A 17176-nucleotide genomic window follows, 5' to 3' on the forward strand; every position below is an offset into this window, starting at 1 on the left:
CTCCACTTTATAACCTGCTGTGGGGGCAGGCTGTAAAGTGGAGTTTTGCATGTATAACGACTATTTGCGATTCGTTAGCAGCTGCCAACGATACACGTATTCGAACAGGAATTCGAACGCTTCCAAGTGACGCTTGGCTTCGAAGGCGTCACGTCCCCAAGCGTAAATTCCGTGCTTCCGCAAGAGAATGCCGGGAATGCGGTCCGCTATCCGTTCCGCGATCTCGGGAACGATGCGAGGGACTTCCGTGAAATTAGACAAGATCGGAATGTTAATGACCGCTTCTTCTTCCCAGATGTTCAACCCTTTAATGAGCTCGACTCCCTCTACGGGAACAGCGCGTCGTTCCCAGAACAATTCCGAGACTAAGCTGTTAAAGACGGAATGGATATGGAATATGGCACCGCAGCCGGTCAATCGGTAGATTTCGTTGTGAATGACCGTTTCCGCGGATGGCTTAAGCGATGTCGACTCGCAAGGGTTGCCGTTCCGATCAACGAACAGGAAATCCTCGTGTGTCGATTTGGATTTGTCTTTGCCGCTTGCGGTTACGGCGAAGTAAAACTGATCAGGAGAATATGGGCCTACCCTCATGGACAAGTTACCGCTTGTTCCCGGGAAGAAGCCGCGCGCTGCGAAATCCGCTTTAACTGCCGATAGCTCGCCGATGACCCGTTGCTTCTCTTCCGTTGTAATATTCGCGAAACTCATTTAGAACGGCCTCCTTGTTCAAGATGTTGAATAATATCGTGGAACGTATCGAACGGAATGTGCGGCAGGTCGAGCTCTTCGCATTTGTCCGTCAGGTGAGAACGGGAGAACACGAGATCCACGATCTTCGCTCCGGCGAAATCCGTTACGCTATCGCCGATTAAGATGCGGTAGTATTGATCGGTCGGGAAACGGCGAATAACTGCCGTCTTGCACATTCCGCAACCGCCATGATCGCATTCTTCGTCGCAGGAGTGCGGCCAAGTAATCGTAATATTGTCACCGCTAAAGTTACTGCCGTTGCAATAAATATGGTCCGAAGGAATTCCGAACGGCTTGAGCAAAGGATAGATGAAGAAATCGATGCCGCCGCTCGTCACGTAGAAAGGCACGTCATTTTGTTTGCACCATTCTAACAGCTCGGGAAACCCTGCACGGATGCCGGCGTTATTGAGAATGTAAGAAGTGACTTCCTCTTTCATTGAGGAGGGAAACAGCTGGAACATTTCTCCGACGCCTTGTTGAATCGATTTGCTCTCGCTCAGGATATCTTTGACGATATTCTCCCATCCTGGCGGGTTAAAATGTTTCATGAGGGCAACGATATTGTCGTTTAGCGTAATCGTTCCGTCAAAATCGCAAAACAAAACGGGTTGACGAGGAAACTGCGATGTCGTATTACTCAAGATGTGCGTACCCCCCAGCGTTCTATGGCGATGCGTAATTGTTCGTGATTAACGGCGAATTGCTCAAGAGTGGAACCGGACAAGACGGCATCGACGGCTTGCCGGAAAGCTTGCCCTCCGGCCGCGGAGCCGCCAGGATGACCGTGTACGCCGCCTCCTGCATTCACGACGACCTCAGGGCCGAAATCTCCCATGATTAGAGGGACTAGTCCGGGATGGATACCGGCAGATGGGACCGGGAAAGCGGCTTTCTGCGGAAGCGACGGAGTTAATAAGGCTTCCATGACCGCAAGGTTCTCTGCTTTAGGCATCACGACGGATCCGTACGGCGACGGGAACAAGGAAAGATCCGCTCCGGCGATTCGCATCAGCTTGCCCAGCAGCAGAGGGGCCGATATTCCGTGATGCTGGGAAGGGTAGAACGCTCCGGCCATCGCCGGATGGGCAGCAATCGGAACATTGATCTCCGGATCCGCCGCAAGCTCCGCCAACGCATCGAAACCGTAGGCGAGCACGTTAAATAACAATCCGTTCGCTCCAGCGGCGATCGCCCTCTTGGCATTAGCTTTAAGTTGGAACGTCGAGCCCGTCAAGTTCGTGAAATAGAGCAGCTTTTGTCCGGTTATTTGCTCAGCTTCGCGAGCGGCGCTCATGCAGGCTTCTACCCGTTGCTCAAGAGGCGTGAGCGGATTCTCGAACAAGATTTCATCATCTTTAATGAGATCTACGCCACCAAGCGCCTGCTGTAGAAATTGCTCGCGCAAGTTGGCGAGTTCATGTCCGATGACCGATTTGAAAATACTCATCACTAGCGGGCGATCGTGGACGCCAAGAAGGTCGCGAACGCCCTGTACTCCGAATTTCGGTCCAGGGAATGCGCTTAGGAAATCGGCTGACGGCTCGATATCGATCAGTTTGATTTTGCCGTCCATGGATAGCTTGCCGAATGCGGTCACGAGGAAAGCGGGAATGTCCCGGCTGAAATTCACGTCGGGATAAGCGATCGTAATGTCGGCGTATCGATCGCCGGGCTGCGCGCCCTCAGGTTCATGGGCCTGGACGGATACGACTTGACCGAGGTGCTTTTGCATTTGTTCCTTGGCTGCTTCCGGAAGCTCGGTCCAGCTTCCGACGGTTAAGCCGACCGCGATGCCTTGCGCTTTTTTATGGAAATCCGCTTTGTCGTCATAAAGACGGTATGTGGCGTTGCTATAAGAATAGTTCACCGGGTTGTTTCCCTCTTTCTATTGTTAAGCTTTGACCGGGAGTTGGCAATATGGTTGGTTATTCAGCCTTTGACGGCCTCGGCGCGAATCGCGTCGCCCATCTCGCGTGCTCTCTCCGCGCAACGCAATATGGCTTTGTTCATGCCTTCTTGGAAAGCGAATTGGTCCAGCGTTTCGATTGCGGCTTGAGTCGTTCCGTTGGGGGATGTGACTTTGCGCCTAAGCTCGCCCGGGTTTTCTCCCGTTGTGATCACCATCTCTGCCGCGCCGCGCACGGTTTGCACGGTGAGGTCTTTAGCGGCTTCCGGAGTAAGTCCGAGCTGAACGCCCGCATCGATCATCGCTTCCATCAAATAATAGACATAGGCGGGGCCGCTTCCGGATACTCCGTTAACGGCTTCGATCAACGGCTCTTCGACGACGGCGCTCAAGCCGACGGCATTGAACATGTCGAGGGCAAGCTTCCGCTGATTGTCGTTCACGGTTTCCGAGAAGCTGATTCCGGTCGCGCCAAGACCGATCGTGCTCGACGTATTCGGCATCGTGCGGACGACGGGTTGCCCGCGACCTAACAGCTGATGGATTGTCGAAATAGATAAACCGGCGATAACCGAGATGATTAGCTGATCCGGGCGGAGCAACGGTTTCAAAGCGCTAATGGCAGCGGCGGAATCCTTCGGTTTCATGCCTAGAATGACGACGTCGGCGTTGGTCAAAGCGGAGGTTTTCAACTCATCCGTTGTCGCGGGTACGACGCCGTATTGCTGTTGAAGCTGCAGAAGGCGCTCCGCGTTCTGGCGATTCATGACGGTAATGTTCTTCGGATCGGTTAGCTTGGCTTCCACGAGACCGCGCAAGATCGCCTCGGCCATGGAACCGGCACCGTAGAAACAAAGAGTATTGCCGCCTAGAGATGAGGTGTTCGTATCGGACATGAGTGGATCACTCCTAAGTTCTGATTTGACCCGAGCCAATAACCCGGTATTTGGTTGAGGTTAGTGCTGGAAGACCCATAGGTCCCCGAGCGTGCAGCTTCTGCGTGCTAATGCCTATTTCCGCGCCGAAGCCGAACTCGAAGCCGTCCGTGAAGCGAGTAGAAGCATTGTGATATACGGCCGCAGCGTCTACTTCCTGTAGGAATCGTTCCGCATTCGCGGCATTAGCGGTGACGATACATTCCGAATGCTGGGTGCCGAAACGGCCGATGTGACTCAGTGCCTCATCTAAATCCTTTACCACTTTGATGTTCAAAATGTAATCATTATATTCCGTGGCATAATTCTCATCGTTCGCCGCGTCGATCCAAGGAACGATATCGTGGGTGGCATCGCAGCCTTTAAGCTCGACATCGATGCTGCGGAACTTCTCGGCTAAATTATTTAAGTGAGTGCGTGCGAACGTTTCATGCAGAAGCAAAGTTTCCATCGCGTTACATACGGAAGGGCGTTGGGCTTTGGCGTTGATAGCAATCGCTTCCGCCATTGCGTAATCGCCTGTTTCGTCGACGTACGTATGGCAAATGCCAGCACCGGTTTCGATGACGGGAACCGTCGCGTTCTGGACGACGTTCTGAATGAGGGAAGCCCCGCCTCTAGGAATAATGACGTCAAGTAATCCGTTTAACTTAAGCATCTCGTCAACGGAACTACGATTGGAGTCCTCGATTAACTGCACGGCATCCGCAGGCATGGCGGAATGGGATAACGCTTCCTGCAACACGGCGATGATGCTTCGATTGGATGACAGAGCGGCCGATCCTCCGCGAAGAACGACGGCATTGCCGGTCTTTAAGCAGAGCGAAGCAGCATCGACGGTGACGTTCGGCCTAGCTTCGTAGATCATTCCGATGACGCCAATCGGCACGCGTCTTTTCTCGATATATAGGCCATTCGGACGGCGTATGGTTTCCAGAACCTCTCCGACGGGATCGGGTAAACCGACGATAAGCTTCACCGCATCGGCAATGTCTTGCAATCGTTCCGGAGTTAACTTTAACCGATCCAACAGGGAAGCGGAGGTGCCTTGCTCCCGGCCTCGTGCGAGATCCTCTTCGTTAGCTGCTATAATTTGGTCTTGTTTGGAGATAAGGGCTTCCGCCATTAGAAGCAATGCTTCGTTTTTCTCGGCGGTCGTAAGCCTATTGAGTACCGCTGCGGCTTTCTTAGCCTCGCTCGCTTTCGTTCTGACTTCACTCATGGGAAGTAGCCTCCTTGATAATCGCCGATGCCACCCATTCATCGCGGTGGATGACTTCTTTTCGCGTAACGTCTATTCGTTTCATTGCTTCTTCACTCGTCAATCCGGCTACTGCCGTAATTTGCCAAGCGGCATAATGGGTAACGCCTCGGCCGAGAATCCGGCCTTCCGAATTGACGACTTCAACGACCTCGCCGGGATGGAATTCTCCGTCAACGGAAACGATCCCCGCAGGAAGTAAGCTGCGCCCCCGGTTGAGCAATGCTTCCTCTGCACCCGAATCCACGACGATTTTGCCTTGAGGTACGGAAAGAAAGCCAACCCAGTGTTTCTTGGCGGATAAGGAATGCAAGGAGGAAGCGAAATAAGTGCCTTTACCGGTACCCGCCACGGCGGACTGGAGATCTCCGGGCTCGGATACGCGCCCAACGAAGAGGGGGACGCCTCCTTGCATGGCAATGCTAGCCGCATCGATCTTGGAACGCATGCCCCCGGTGCCTACGGATGACCCGGCACCGCCGGCGGATCGGTACAACTCGTCGGACAAAGTCTCGACGCGCTCGATCCGCACCGCATTCGGTGTTTTACGCGGATCTCCCGTGTAGACGCCGTCCATATCGGTTAAGATGAATAGACCATCTGCCTTTACGAGATTGGCGACCAATGCGGATAGGGAGTCGTTCTCGCCGAACTTGATCTCATCCACGGCGACGGTATCGTTCTCGTTAATGATCGGGATTGCTTGCTGTTTCAACAGCTCTTCGATCGTTCTTGTCGCGTTCTGGGCCCGGCTTCGGTTACTGAAGTCCGGCCGCGTGAGCAAAATCTGGGCAGCGGTTATCCCGCTGGCGATAAGAGCTTCTTGGTAAGCTTGCATTAATAACGCTTGGCCAACCGCGGCAGCCGCTTGTTTCTCATGGACGAGCTTAGGTCTGGCGACATAACCGAGACGGCGAAAGCCAGCCGCGATAGCGCCGGACGTAACAAGCAACACTTGGTTCCCTGAGGCATGCAACGAGGCAAGTTCATCAGCGAAAAATCGCACCTGCTCGCGGTTAAGTCCACCTTCTTCTGAAGTAAGAGAGCTGCTTCCAATTTTGACTACGATACGTTTACTCATGAGTTCAACCCCTTATCAAGCCATAAAAAAAACTCCTGCCCAAATAAAGGACGGGAGATTCACTTCCGCGGTACCACCTTCATTGACGGCGCCTACAAACAGAGGCATCCGTCCTCTCAAGACCCTGATAACAGCAGGAACTGTACGGCTCATCACCGTCCGCTCGGGGATGGGGGAAGCGGGGGACAAGGTAAATTTTCTCAGCCTGGAAATTTACTCTCTGGAAGTGTCCGTATCCGTTTCGTTTCCCTTCAATGCGTTCATATGTTGGCGACCTCTAATGCTCGGTGCCAAAGTTAATTTAAGAATACCATGCGCCATAAGGCTTGTAAAGGAATGGAGGGGCATTCCAGCCCGTCTAGAAAAGTCCTAATTTACCAATTCTCGCGGCGACTTCGCGCAATCTATCTTCGGTCGTTAGCAAGCCTAACCGAACATAACCTTCTCCATTCGTACCGAAACCGGAGCCTGGCGCGACGACGACATCCGCTTGATCGAGCAGCAGATCGGCGAATGTCATCGAGGTATACCCTTCGGGTACGGGAAGCCAGCAGAAGAAAGAACCTGCGGGTTTCGCAGCTTTCCAACCGATTTCTTCAAGCGCGCCGTAGAGGGCGTTGCGGCGGCTTTCATAGGTTGCCACAAGGTCGCGGACGGATTGCTGCGAACCGGTTAAAGCTTCAGCGGCAGCTTCTTGAATCCCGCCGAATAAGCTGCAATACATATGGTCTTGGATGAGGTTGATCAGTTCGATGATCTCGGGGTTCCCAAGCGCGAATCCGACTCTCCATCCGGCCATGTTATAGCTTTTAGATAACGTATAAAATTCAACTCCGACTTCTTTGGCGCCGGGCGTCTCCAGAAAGCTAATCGGACGTTGGCCGTCAAAGCCGATCGTGCCGTATGCGAAGTCGCTGGCGACGACGACTTTATTTTTCTTGGCGAAAGAGACGGTTTCTTCGTAAAACTCGGGAGTCGCGACTGCCGAGGTCGGGTTATTGGGATAATTGAGGAACATCAGCTTGGCCCGTTCGAGTTCATCGGCGGTGAGGGCCTCGTAATCGGGTAAATAAGCATTCTCTTCCTTAAGCGGCATGAACGCCATTTCGGCACCTGCGAGCGCGACGCCAGACCAGTAGTCGGGATACCCGGGATCCGGAACCAGACAGACGTCTCCGGGATTCAGCAAGCATTGGCTAATCTCGATTAGGCCGGACTTTCCGCCGAAGAGGACGGCTACCTCCGTTTCCGGGTTTAATTCTACGCCGTAATCTTCTTTGTATCGCTGGGCAACGGCTTCCTTAAGGAAGGGGAATCCGCGGAAAGGTGGATACTTATGATATTTAGGGTTTTCGGCAGCGCTTTTCATCCGCTCTACGATCGCGGGTGGCGTCGGAAGATCCGGATTCCCTTGTCCGAGGTTAATTACGTCGCGTCCCGTAGCCGCTCGCGCATTGGCTTTGGCAACCAATGAAGCGAAAAATTGCTCGGGTAAAGTCTGAAGCCGCTTAGCTGGCGAAATGTTAAAGGTCATGCTAAATCGTCACGCTCCGTCATGCAAATAGTAGGATAGGATGAATGTAGCATAATGAAACTCGCTCGGCAACGGAGGTAAGGGTCATTTTGCGAAAATTCGGGGTTAAGGGATAGGAATTGTTAAAGATATGTTCTATCATTGCCTGAATAATCGCTATGCAGTACGATGGATAACAATAGAGAAACAATTTAAGCGATAAGTAAAACTGGAACATTGGAGTGGTAGAACATGACAGCCCCATTGAGATTAGCTATCGTACAAATGAATATCGAAGCCGGAAATCCGGATGCCAACTTTGCGAAAATGAAATCCAAGCTGGAGGAAGCAGCGGCGCTATCTCCTAAACCTGATCTGATTATGTTCCCTGAAATGTGGAACACCGGGTATGCATTAACCGAAATCATGTCTTTAGCCGACCCAGACGGTTCCCGAACGAAAGAAGCGGTCTCGAATTTTTGCCGCGAACACCGAGTGAATGTGCTGGCCGGTTCGATCGCTCAATTACGGGGAGAAGCGGTAACGAATACGATTCATATTTTTGACCGGGATGGATCGATAATCGCGGAATACAGCAAAATCCATCTGTTCCAACTGATGAACGAACACTTGCATCTCGAAGCGGGCGACGCGTTAGGCAACTTCGAACTGGAAGGGACTCCGGCAGCGGCGATGATCTGTTATGACATCCGATTCCCTGAGTTAGCCCGCAAGCTGGCGCTAGGCGGCGCCAAAATTTTGTTCGTCCCCGCGGAATGGCCTCATCCTCGGTTGCATCATTGGAGAACGCTGTTGCAAGCTAGGGCTATCGAAAATCAAATGTACGTCATTTCCTGCAACACGGTGGGAGAGAGCGGAGGGAGTAACTTCTTCGGACACTCCATGGTTATCGATCCGTGGGGAGAAGTGATCGCCGAAGCAGCGGAAGAAGAAACGATTCTGACGGCGGATATCAATCTTGCGCTAGTTGACGAAGTCCGTGGCCGTATTCCCGTATTCGCTGACCGCAGACCTTCGTTGTATGAGTAATTCGGTAGTGGATTCATCTGTACGTGAGTAATCGTACGAGAACGATATATGAGCAACTATAAGTGTTGACGAATAGCGGTGCCGAGCACCGCTATTTTGTTTGGATGCAGGAGAGAGCTGGGTCACTATTCCGAATAAACTAGCCCTCTGCACGAATAGTGCCGCCACGCGGTTCTAATTCGCATAAACTAACCTCCGGACCAAAAATATTGCCGCCACGCGGTTCTAATTCTCATAAACTAACCTCCGGACCACGAATAGTGCCGCCACACGGCTCTAATCCGCCTAAACTAACTTCCGGACCACGAATAGTGCCGTCACGCGGCCCTAATTCGCAAAACCTAACCTTCGTACCACGAATAGTGCCGCCACTCGGCTCTAATCCGCCTAAACTAGCTTCCGGACCACGAATAGTGCCGGCACGCGGCCCTAATTCGCAAAAACTAACCTACGAACCACGAATAGTGCCGCCACACGGCTCTAATCCGCCTAAACTAGCTTCCGGACCACGAATAGTGCCGGCACGCGGCCCTAATTCGCAAAAACTAACCTTCGAACCACGAATAGTGCCGCCACACGGCTCTAATCCGCCTAAACTAGCTTCCGGACCACGAATAGTGCCGTCACGCGGCCCTAATTCGCAAAAACTAACCTTCGAACCACGAATAGTGCCGCCACGCGGTTCTAATTCGCAAAAACTAACCTTCGGACCACGAATAGTGCCGCCACGCGGTTCTAATTCGCAAAAACTAACCTTCGGACCACGAATAGTGCCGCCACACGGCTCTAATTCGCAAAAACTAACCTCCAGACCACGAATAGTGCTGCCACGCGGTTCTAATTCGCAAAAACTAACCTCCGGACCACGAATAGAGCCGCCACGCGGCTCTAATTCGCATAAACCAACCTCCGGTCCACGAATAGAGCCGCCACACGGTACTAATCCGCCGAAATAAGCTCGCTGATCACGAATAGTGCCGACATATGGCGCACTGTGGGTGATACTCTAATTTATCGTTTAAACTCCACAGTTCCATCCACTCACTGAATACTTTTCAAAGTATCGCGAAAAGTCGATATGAACGCTTCGGCGGCATTGGACAAGTACCTGCCTTTGCGATAGGCGATCACTAGCGTACGGGTTGGTTTTCCTTCCAGCTTCAAATAAACGGGAGCACGGCCTTGCCAGTCATTGCGTGTGACCATCTTGGGCAGGAACGCAATTCCCATCCCAGCGGCGACAAGCGATTGCACGGTTTCGATATTGCCGCTTTCGAATACGACGCGCGGATCGAACCCTGCGGATTGGCACAGATCATGGGCTATGGCCCGGAAGCCCTGGCCCTTCTTCAAGAGGACGAACGGTTCATCGCGCAGCATCGTTACCGGAATAACAGCATCCTTATATTCCGGTTCGGCGAGCGGATGATCGGGAGGGACGGCGAGGCAGATCCCTTCTTCAAGAATCGGGAGATAAGCGAGCGACGGCTCGACGAGCGGAAGGGACAATAAACTTACGTCGGTTCCGCCGTTCGCGGTCAATTGCTCCAGCCGTTTCGTCGACTCTTCGATCAGAACGATTTCGATATTCGGATAAGCTTCGCGAAAGACAGGGAGGACGTGCGGCAAAATGTGAGAGCCGGTCATAGGCAGGCTGCCGACGACTAACCGCCCTTTGCGCATCTCGGCGATATCTTCCATTTCCCTGCGGAGCTGATCGGCCATGTCCACGATTTGTTGAGCTTTTTCCACGAACACGGAGCCCGCATAAGTCAACTCGACTGAGTTCGTGCTTCTTTTGAACAAGAGTACGCCTAATTCTTTTTCCAGCTTGGACAATTGTTGGCTTAAGGACGGCTGGGCAATATGCAGCTTTTCGGCAGCGCGCGAGAAGTTTCTTTCCGTTGCGATCTGTATCGTATACAGCAATTGGCGAAATTCCATCACCATAACCTCTTTTCATATAACGGTATCTTGTCAGACTTCATAGTCTGGAACTATTAACCTTATAGATATTATATCTTGGAACAATGAAAGAAGAAATGTTAAGATAAGCTCATATTAAGAAGTCCTATTGGGGTGAACAGAGACATGAGTAAACAAACAATGTTCGAGAAAATTTGGAACAACCACGTCATCGTCGCTGAACAAGGAAAGCCTAGCATCCTTTACATCGACCTTCACTTGGTTCACGAAGTAACTTCTCCACAAGCATTCGAAGGCTTGCGGTTGTCCGGACGCAAAGTAAGACGTCCTGAGCTGACATTCGCGACAATGGATCACAACGTTCCTACGAAAGACCGCTTCAACATCTCCGACCCGATCTCCAAGCAGCAGGTAGATACTTTGACGACCAACTGCCAAGAGTTCGGAGTTAAACTGTACGACCTGAACACGATCGATCAAGGCGTCGTTCACGTTATGGGACCTGAGCTGGGCTTGACTCATCCAGGCAAAACGATCGTTTGCGGCGACAGCCATACTTCCACTCACGGCGCTTTCGGCGCTTTGGCGTTCGGTATCGGAACGAGCGAAGTCGAACACGTTCTCGCAACGCAATGTTTGCAACAATCCAAAGCGAAAACGATGATCATTCGCTTTAACGGCAAACGCAAGCCGGGCATTACCGCGAAAGACATGATTCTCGGTCTGATCGCGAAGTACGGCACGGATTTCGGAACGGGTTATGTTATGGAATACACGGGTGAAGCGATTCGTACCCTCACGATGGAAGAGCGGATGACGGTCTGTAACATGTCCATCGAAGCCGGCGCTCGCGCAGGCTTGATCGCTCCGGACGAAACGACTTTCGAATACTTGCGCGGTCGCGAATACGCTCCTCAAGGCGCGGCATTCGACGCAGCCGTTGAACAATGGAAAGCTCTTGTTACGGACGAAGGCGCGGAATTCGACTCCGTAATCGACTTCGACGTCGATTCCCTGATTCCTCAAGTGACTTGGGGCACGAGCCCTGGCATGGGAACGGGCATTACTTCCACTGTTCCGGTACCTGAGAATCTTCCTACGGAGAACGAGCGCAAAGCAGCTGCAAGCGCTCTGGAATACATGGATCTGAAACCGGGCACTCCGATGACGGATATCGAGATCGACTACGTCTTTATCGGCTCTTGCACGAACGGACGCATCGAGGACTTGAGAGCGGCGGCTTCCGTAGCGCGCGGACACAAAGTCAGCTCGAACGTAACGGCAATCGTCGTTCCTGGTTCCGGTCGCGTTAAAATCCAAGCGGAAAAAGAAGGCTTGGACAAAGTGTTCACCGAAGCAGGTTTCGAATGGCGCGAAGCGGGCTGTAGCATGTGCTTGGCGATGAACCCGGACGTTCTTAAGCCAGGCCAACGTTGCGCATCGACGTCCAACCGTAACTTCGAAGGCCGTCAAGGCCGTGGTGGGCGCACGCATCTCGTTTCGCCGGAAATGGCAGCGGCAGCTGCGGTTCAAGGCCGTTTCGTAGATGTTCGCACATGGGATTTCAAATCCGAAGTGAAGGCGTAACATGCCTACCGAGCGCAACTAACGTTGCGGACTAGCGGTAGCATTTTGAGGAGGAACTACAACATGGAAGCTTTTGTTAAATTAAACGGACTAGTCGCCCCTGTCGACCGGGTTAACGTAGATACGGATGCTATCATTCCTAAACAATTTTTGAAAAGAATCGAAAGAAGCGGTTTCGGCCAGTTCCTGTTCTTCGAGTGGAGATGGGACGAACAAGGCAATGTCATTCCCGAGTTCAATCTCAACAAGCCTCGTTATCAAGGCGCTTCCGTCTTGATTTCCCGCGCTAACTTCGGTTGCGGATCTTCCCGTGAGCATGCTCCTTGGGCGATTATGGACTACGGTTTCCGTTGTATCATCGCTCCGTCGTTCGCGGACATTTTCTACAACAACTGCTTTAAGAACGGCATTCTGCCGATCAAGCTGAGCGAAGAGCAAGTGGACGATCTGTTCAAGCGTACGGAAGCGAAAGAGGGCTACACGCTTAACGTGGATCTGGAGAACAAAGTCATTACGGATAACGATGGCCTTAACATCGCGTTCGATCTTGACGAGCATCGCCGCCAATTTTTGCTGCAAGGATTGGACGATATCGGTCTGACGCTTCAGCATGAATCAGCGATTACGGCATATGAAACGAAACGCGCTGCAGCCGCTAACGCGTAATCCAATAACCTGTAATAAATTGCCGTATTCGGCAGATGGAAAGGCCTTTTGTCTCCGATTCGGCAAATTTCGGGACAATGGGTCTTTTTTTCCTCTATTTCGCAACTTTTATTCCTCCGATGCGTCTAATGATTCGTGGACAAGCCACTAATACGTACATAACTCGGCAACGTTCGCAAATCTTTTTTTACATCGAGGTGAAGCATGAAGAAGTGGTTAGTCTTGTTGTTCGTCGTCATTGGCATGCTGTTCCTAAGTGCTGGCATCGTAAGCGCCGCTAAAACAGAAGCGCTGATTCCAAAGCTGATTCTGGACGGCAAAGCTTTAGAGCCCCCAGTTCCCCCGGTAGTTGTAGGTCAGACGGTTATGATTCCCGTAAGGATCGCAACCTCCAATCTGGGGTACAAGGTGGATTACGACAATAAGAAGAAGCAGGTTACGGTATCGAGCGGTTCCAAGCAATTGGTCATGACATTGGATCAGAAAACGGCTTACCTCGATAACAAACCGACGGAAATGGTAAGGGCGCCCCTGTTAGTATCCCAAAACATACTTATTCCTCTTAGATTTCTAGGCGACTCTTTAGGCGTCCAAGTTTTCTGGGATAATCAAATTAAATCGGCTTTTCTTTTTTCATCGGGAAATGCGGGTAACGGAAACACCGAACAACCCAAACCTACCGATCCGCCGGATGGTGGATTAATTGGCATTGTAGACCCGGAAGAGGGGAATTCCTCGGAAGGCGTTACGGATGGTGGAGGAACGGAAATTCCGCCAACGACGACGGTTCCGCCGGTCATCACCGGCAATCTGCTAGAGGTTCGCTACGAGACCGACGTGGTCGTGCTGAAGTACGATGGCATGATCTCGCCGAACGCTTTTAAGTTGGACAACCCTAAGCGGATAGTCGTTGATATCCCGAATGCTCAATATTCAGACGTTTTTGTGCCAGCCGTCGATCTCACCACGGTGAGCCAAGGCGTGTTTGAAGTAGCGGGACACGAAGCTCTGCAGAAGGTTCGATACTCTTTGTTCGGATCGGCCAAATCGCCACGAATCGTGTTAGACCTTGCTCAGAATTGGGATTACGAGCTAGTTAACGATGCATATGCTAGCGAGCTAAGAATCCTGCTTAAGAAACCGGTAACGGACAAGTCGGTCTACACGGTAGTATTAGATGCGGGGCATGGCGGCTCGGATCCGGGAGCTATTAGCTTGACCAAACGGCCCGAGAAAGACTTTAATCTATCCGTCATTCTCAAAGTCAGAGATATACTTGCAAGAGACGAGAGAATCAAGCTAGTCTTGACGCGTTCCGACGATTCGTTCCCGACGCTTGATTCCAGGTCGGAACTCGCGAATGCCGTACAAGCAGATCTGTTCGTATCGGTGCATGCCAATAGTTATACCGCTGCTACGAATGGTACCGAAACGTATTATACCCGCGAGGAGAGCAAGGAGTTTGCGAATCTCATGCACTCCGTGTTCGCTCCGTCAACCGGGCTTAAAGACAACGGCGTTCGGAATAAAAGCTTAAGCGTTACTAGGAAGACGACGATGCCGGCGATTTTGCTGGAAGTCGGATATCTATCCAGTAAGATCGACGAGCCGAAATTGTGGACGAACGAGCTTCAAGACCGCGTTGCTCAAGCCATTGCTACAGGCATTAAGCTTCAGTTGAAATTATCTTAAATCATCCGGCCCCTACGGGGGCCGGTATATGTGTATCTAGGGAGAGGGGACTATTTTGACGATGAAGAAAAAAGTTTCTAAGAGCATTACCGGTTTGTTGGCTGCATCGCTAGTATGTTCGGGAGTTTCCTTGATCCCGGCTTCAGCGTCGGCAGCTTCTCCCTTCTCGGATGTTAAACCGGGCTGGGCCGAGAAGCATATCGCGAAATTGGCTTTGCAAGGATTACTTAAGGGCGGATCCGATGGAAAGTTTAATCCGACCAAATCATTGTCTCGTCAAGAGGCGGTTATTATCGCACTGAGATTCATGGGAGTCGAACAAGAAGTCAACAAAACCGAAGCGCTTGTATTCCCTAGCGTACTCGTCATTAAGGAAGACTATAAGCCATACATAAAACTAGCATTGAAGAAAAAAATTCTGCTTATCGGCGAAGAAACGGAATTGGCGGAGAAAGAGAAGGGCAAAGAGTGGGGAAATAGTCCGGCAACGCGGGAATGGATGACGCGCTTACTCGTGAGAGCGATCGGCAAGGACGCTGAAGCCGAACTGGCGAAGGCGCAAAACACATCTTTCGGCGATGACGCTAAGATCGACGCCGGGTTGAAAGGTTACGTTAACGTTGCGGTTTCCACCGGACTCGTATCGGGTATCAACGGGAAGTTTGAACCTACCCAACAAGTATCCCGCGAAATGGCATCTACCTTGTTTAGCCGCGCAGAGGATAAAATTTCCGTCGCTTATTCCGGGCAGGTCGTCGGTACGCTGACGGCCGTCTCGTCCGATAAAATCACGTTACGCCATCCGGACGGAGTCGTTAAAGAATATAAGTTGTCTCCGACAGCGTCGATCTACGGCTACAAATCCGAAACGTCAAGCGCGATTACGACTCTGAAGCTATATACTAACGTCATTTTGATTAGTAATAGCGATGGTTCCGTCGGATATGTGGAACAAACGAGCGAATCGGCAAACGTGAAAGATTATGAGGGTACGTTAACTCTCGTGACGGAGTCTGAAAGTAAACTGACTTTCTTGATCAATAACGACTATAAGCCGTTTAATTATGACGCCAAAAACCCGCCGACGATTAAAGACGTTAACGGACAGGTATTGACCATCAGTCAGTTGCCGCTTAACGTTCCGGTTAAATTTACGGTAGAGTCGCCAGCGAACGTAGACGGAAAAATTCTGTCCTTAACCGTGAACCAGTCCGTTACGAACAAAACGGGTGCAGGTACCGTAGCGGCATGGAATGCGGCTGGTCTCTCGCTGCAAGTGAAGGATGCAGCAGGCAAGACGGATACTTATCCCGTAGCGTCGACTGCGACGCTTAAGCATAGCGATGCCAACTTGACGCTTGATCAACTCGTAGTCGGAGACGCGATCACGTACGAGGTCAAGAACGGCACGGTAACGAGCATGGTCGTCACGAAAAAAGTACAGCCTCCGATTACGGGCGTTGTTAGCTTAATTGATAAAGTGGGGAAAACGATTCAGTACACTGTGAACAATAAGCTCGCAGCGGAATATTTGGCGGATAACGTCACAGTTCAAATCGAAGGATTGCCCAACGTAACCTTGGATGACCTCTTTAAGGGGGACACCATATCGATGACAATGAACGATAGCGGCAAAGTTTCCGTTATTTCTGTTACGGGCAGATCGGTTAGTTTCTTGAACGGAGCTACCGTTACTTCCAATGGGATTACAGAAGATCTCTTAGTCGTAACCAGCACGGATAACGTTAGGAAACCACTGCTCATCAACGAGTCTACGCGCTTTGACCTGAACGGCGTGAAAATCACGCAAAAAGAAGCAGCCCAGTACATTACCAAAGGGAAAAAGATTAATGTCGGGTATACGGGTTCGAATGCGGCTTATGTATCCATCGTTTCGCAATACGTTGGAACGGTAGTGGAAAATAATACGACAGCGAGAACGCTAAAAATTTCCCTGGATAATGCGAATACGGTTACTCTTCCTTATTCTAATTTCTATCCTACTGTGGAAATTTACGGACAAAACAACCCGTCTTTCTTGGATGTCCATGCGGGAGACAAGATTACCGCGGTTATGGATTATTTGACGCAAGAGCAGATCGTCTCGGTTCTCGTGCAGAAATCCGTACAATTTGATCTCGTATCGGCTGATGTCGCGACTAACAAATTGCGTGCAAAACGCGCGGACGGCGTCATCGAGGAATGGAACATGAATTTGTCTACGTTGATCACGCTCCAAGACGAGAATGGGACTTCCATCAGCCTTAGCGCGCTCAACCAATCGAACGCGAACATACTGAACGTCACTTTCAAAGGGAAATCGCCGCAAAAAATAAAAGCTACGGCCACGACATACGGAAGAGTATCCAGCGTTAATTCTTCGGCATCTTCGCTGGACATCGTGATCAATAGCGGTGCGACGATCACCAAATCGTTCACGACTGCTCCGATCATTAAGAAGGACAACGCTACTCTGAATTCATTAGCTTCGGTTCAGCCAGAAGATCGTGTGGAAATACGCTTAGACGAGAATGACCGTCCGGTCATTCAGATCATTCCGGCGCTGCGTAAAACGATCCAACTTACGGATAGCAATCAGAAATTCGTCTATATCTTTATAGACACGTTCGGTGAGACGAATAAATACTCGGTAGATCCGAAAGCTTACATTCATCAAGGTTCCAAGACATTGACTTTGTCCGACCTGAAGAGAGATGATGCAGTTTCGCTGTACATTCTTAGAGGGAATGTAATCGAGATTTCCAAGTAAGTAAGACAGAACCGTATAATGGCTTCATCTCGG

13 protein-coding genes are annotated in these 17176 nt (G+C 51.1%); 5 read left to right on the forward strand and 8 right to left on the reverse strand.

The window, feature by feature from the left end; translation table 11 throughout:
* Window positions 1-60: 60 nt before the first annotated feature.
* From mtnB to L3D05_RS02415, 7 genes are all read right to left on the reverse strand, one after another.
* Window positions 61-711 (reverse strand): methylthioribulose 1-phosphate dehydratase, encoded by a 651-nt coding sequence (mtnB, locus tag L3D05_RS02385; protein WP_239614245.1) that lies wholly within the window; start codon window positions 709-711, stop codon window positions 61-63.
* On the reverse strand, window positions 708-1397 hold the full coding sequence (locus tag L3D05_RS02390) for a 2-hydroxy-3-keto-5-methylthiopentenyl-1-phosphate phosphatase (protein WP_239614247.1): 690 nt from the start codon (window positions 1395-1397) through the stop codon (window positions 708-710). Before L3D05_RS02390 ends, mtnB begins: the two co-directional genes overlap by 4 nt.
* On the reverse strand, window positions 1394-2623 hold the full coding sequence (locus L3D05_RS02395) for a 2,3-diketo-5-methylthiopentyl-1-phosphate enolase (RefSeq protein ID WP_239614249.1): 1230 nt from the start codon (window positions 2621-2623) through the stop codon (window positions 1394-1396). Before L3D05_RS02395 ends, L3D05_RS02390 begins: the two co-directional genes overlap by 4 nt.
* Window positions 2624-2685: 62 nt before the next feature.
* Window positions 2686-3558, reverse strand: coding sequence for a pyrroline-5-carboxylate reductase (gene proC, locus L3D05_RS02400; protein ID WP_239614251.1), 873 nt, complete (start codon window positions 3556-3558; stop codon window positions 2686-2688).
* Between the two features lie 13 nt (window positions 3559-3571).
* The gene (locus tag L3D05_RS02405; protein WP_239614253.1) at window positions 3572-4819 is read right to left on the reverse strand and encodes a glutamate-5-semialdehyde dehydrogenase; all 1248 of its coding nucleotides are present in this window, start codon (window positions 4817-4819) and stop codon (window positions 3572-3574) included.
* Window positions 4812-5939: a glutamate 5-kinase gene (gene proB, locus L3D05_RS02410; RefSeq protein ID WP_239614254.1), complete on the reverse strand. Its 1128-nt coding sequence runs from the start codon at window positions 5937-5939 to the stop codon at window positions 4812-4814. Before proB ends, L3D05_RS02405 begins: the two co-directional genes overlap by 8 nt.
* Window positions 5940-6297: 358 nt before the next feature.
* Entirely contained in the window at window positions 6298-7473 is a 1176-nt protein-coding gene (locus tag L3D05_RS02415) for a pyridoxal phosphate-dependent aminotransferase (RefSeq protein ID WP_239614256.1), read from the reverse strand.
* 231 nt (window positions 7474-7704) lie between these two features.
* Between L3D05_RS02415 and L3D05_RS02420 the strand changes: the two genes are divergently transcribed.
* Complete coding sequence (locus L3D05_RS02420) at window positions 7705-8502, forward strand: carbon-nitrogen family hydrolase (RefSeq protein ID WP_239614257.1); 798 nt, start codon at window positions 7705-7707, stop codon at window positions 8500-8502.
* 1041 nt (window positions 8503-9543) lie between these two features.
* Here L3D05_RS02420 and L3D05_RS02425 read toward each other — a convergent pair.
* Window positions 9544-10446 (reverse strand): LysR family transcriptional regulator, encoded by a 903-nt coding sequence (locus tag L3D05_RS02425; RefSeq protein WP_239614259.1) that lies wholly within the window; start codon window positions 10444-10446, stop codon window positions 9544-9546.
* 147 nt (window positions 10447-10593) lie between these two features.
* On the opposite strand from L3D05_RS02425, the gene leuC reads away from it, so the two are divergent.
* The 4 genes from leuC (at window position 10594) to L3D05_RS02445 (ending at window position 17143) form a co-directional block, all read left to right on the forward strand.
* Window positions 10594-12015 (forward strand): 3-isopropylmalate dehydratase large subunit, encoded by a 1422-nt coding sequence (gene leuC / locus L3D05_RS02430; RefSeq protein ID WP_239614260.1) that lies wholly within the window; start codon window positions 10594-10596, stop codon window positions 12013-12015.
* Window positions 12016-12078: 63 nt separating this feature from the next.
* Entirely contained in the window at window positions 12079-12681 is a 603-nt protein-coding gene (leuD, locus tag L3D05_RS02435; RefSeq protein WP_239614262.1) for a 3-isopropylmalate dehydratase small subunit, read from the forward strand.
* 204 nt (window positions 12682-12885) lie between these two features.
* On the forward strand, window positions 12886-14373 hold the full coding sequence (locus L3D05_RS02440) for an N-acetylmuramoyl-L-alanine amidase family protein (protein ID WP_239614263.1): 1488 nt from the start codon (window positions 12886-12888) through the stop codon (window positions 14371-14373).
* Window positions 14374-14434: 61 nt separating this feature from the next.
* Window positions 14435-17143, forward strand: coding sequence for an S-layer homology domain-containing protein (locus L3D05_RS02445; RefSeq protein WP_239614265.1), 2709 nt, complete (start codon window positions 14435-14437; stop codon window positions 17141-17143).
* The last annotated feature ends 33 nt before the right edge of the window (window positions 17144-17176 follow it).

This window comes from Cohnella mopanensis, assembly GCF_022352055.1.
GTDB lineage: Bacteria > Bacillota > Bacilli > Paenibacillales > Paenibacillaceae > Cohnella > Cohnella mopanensis.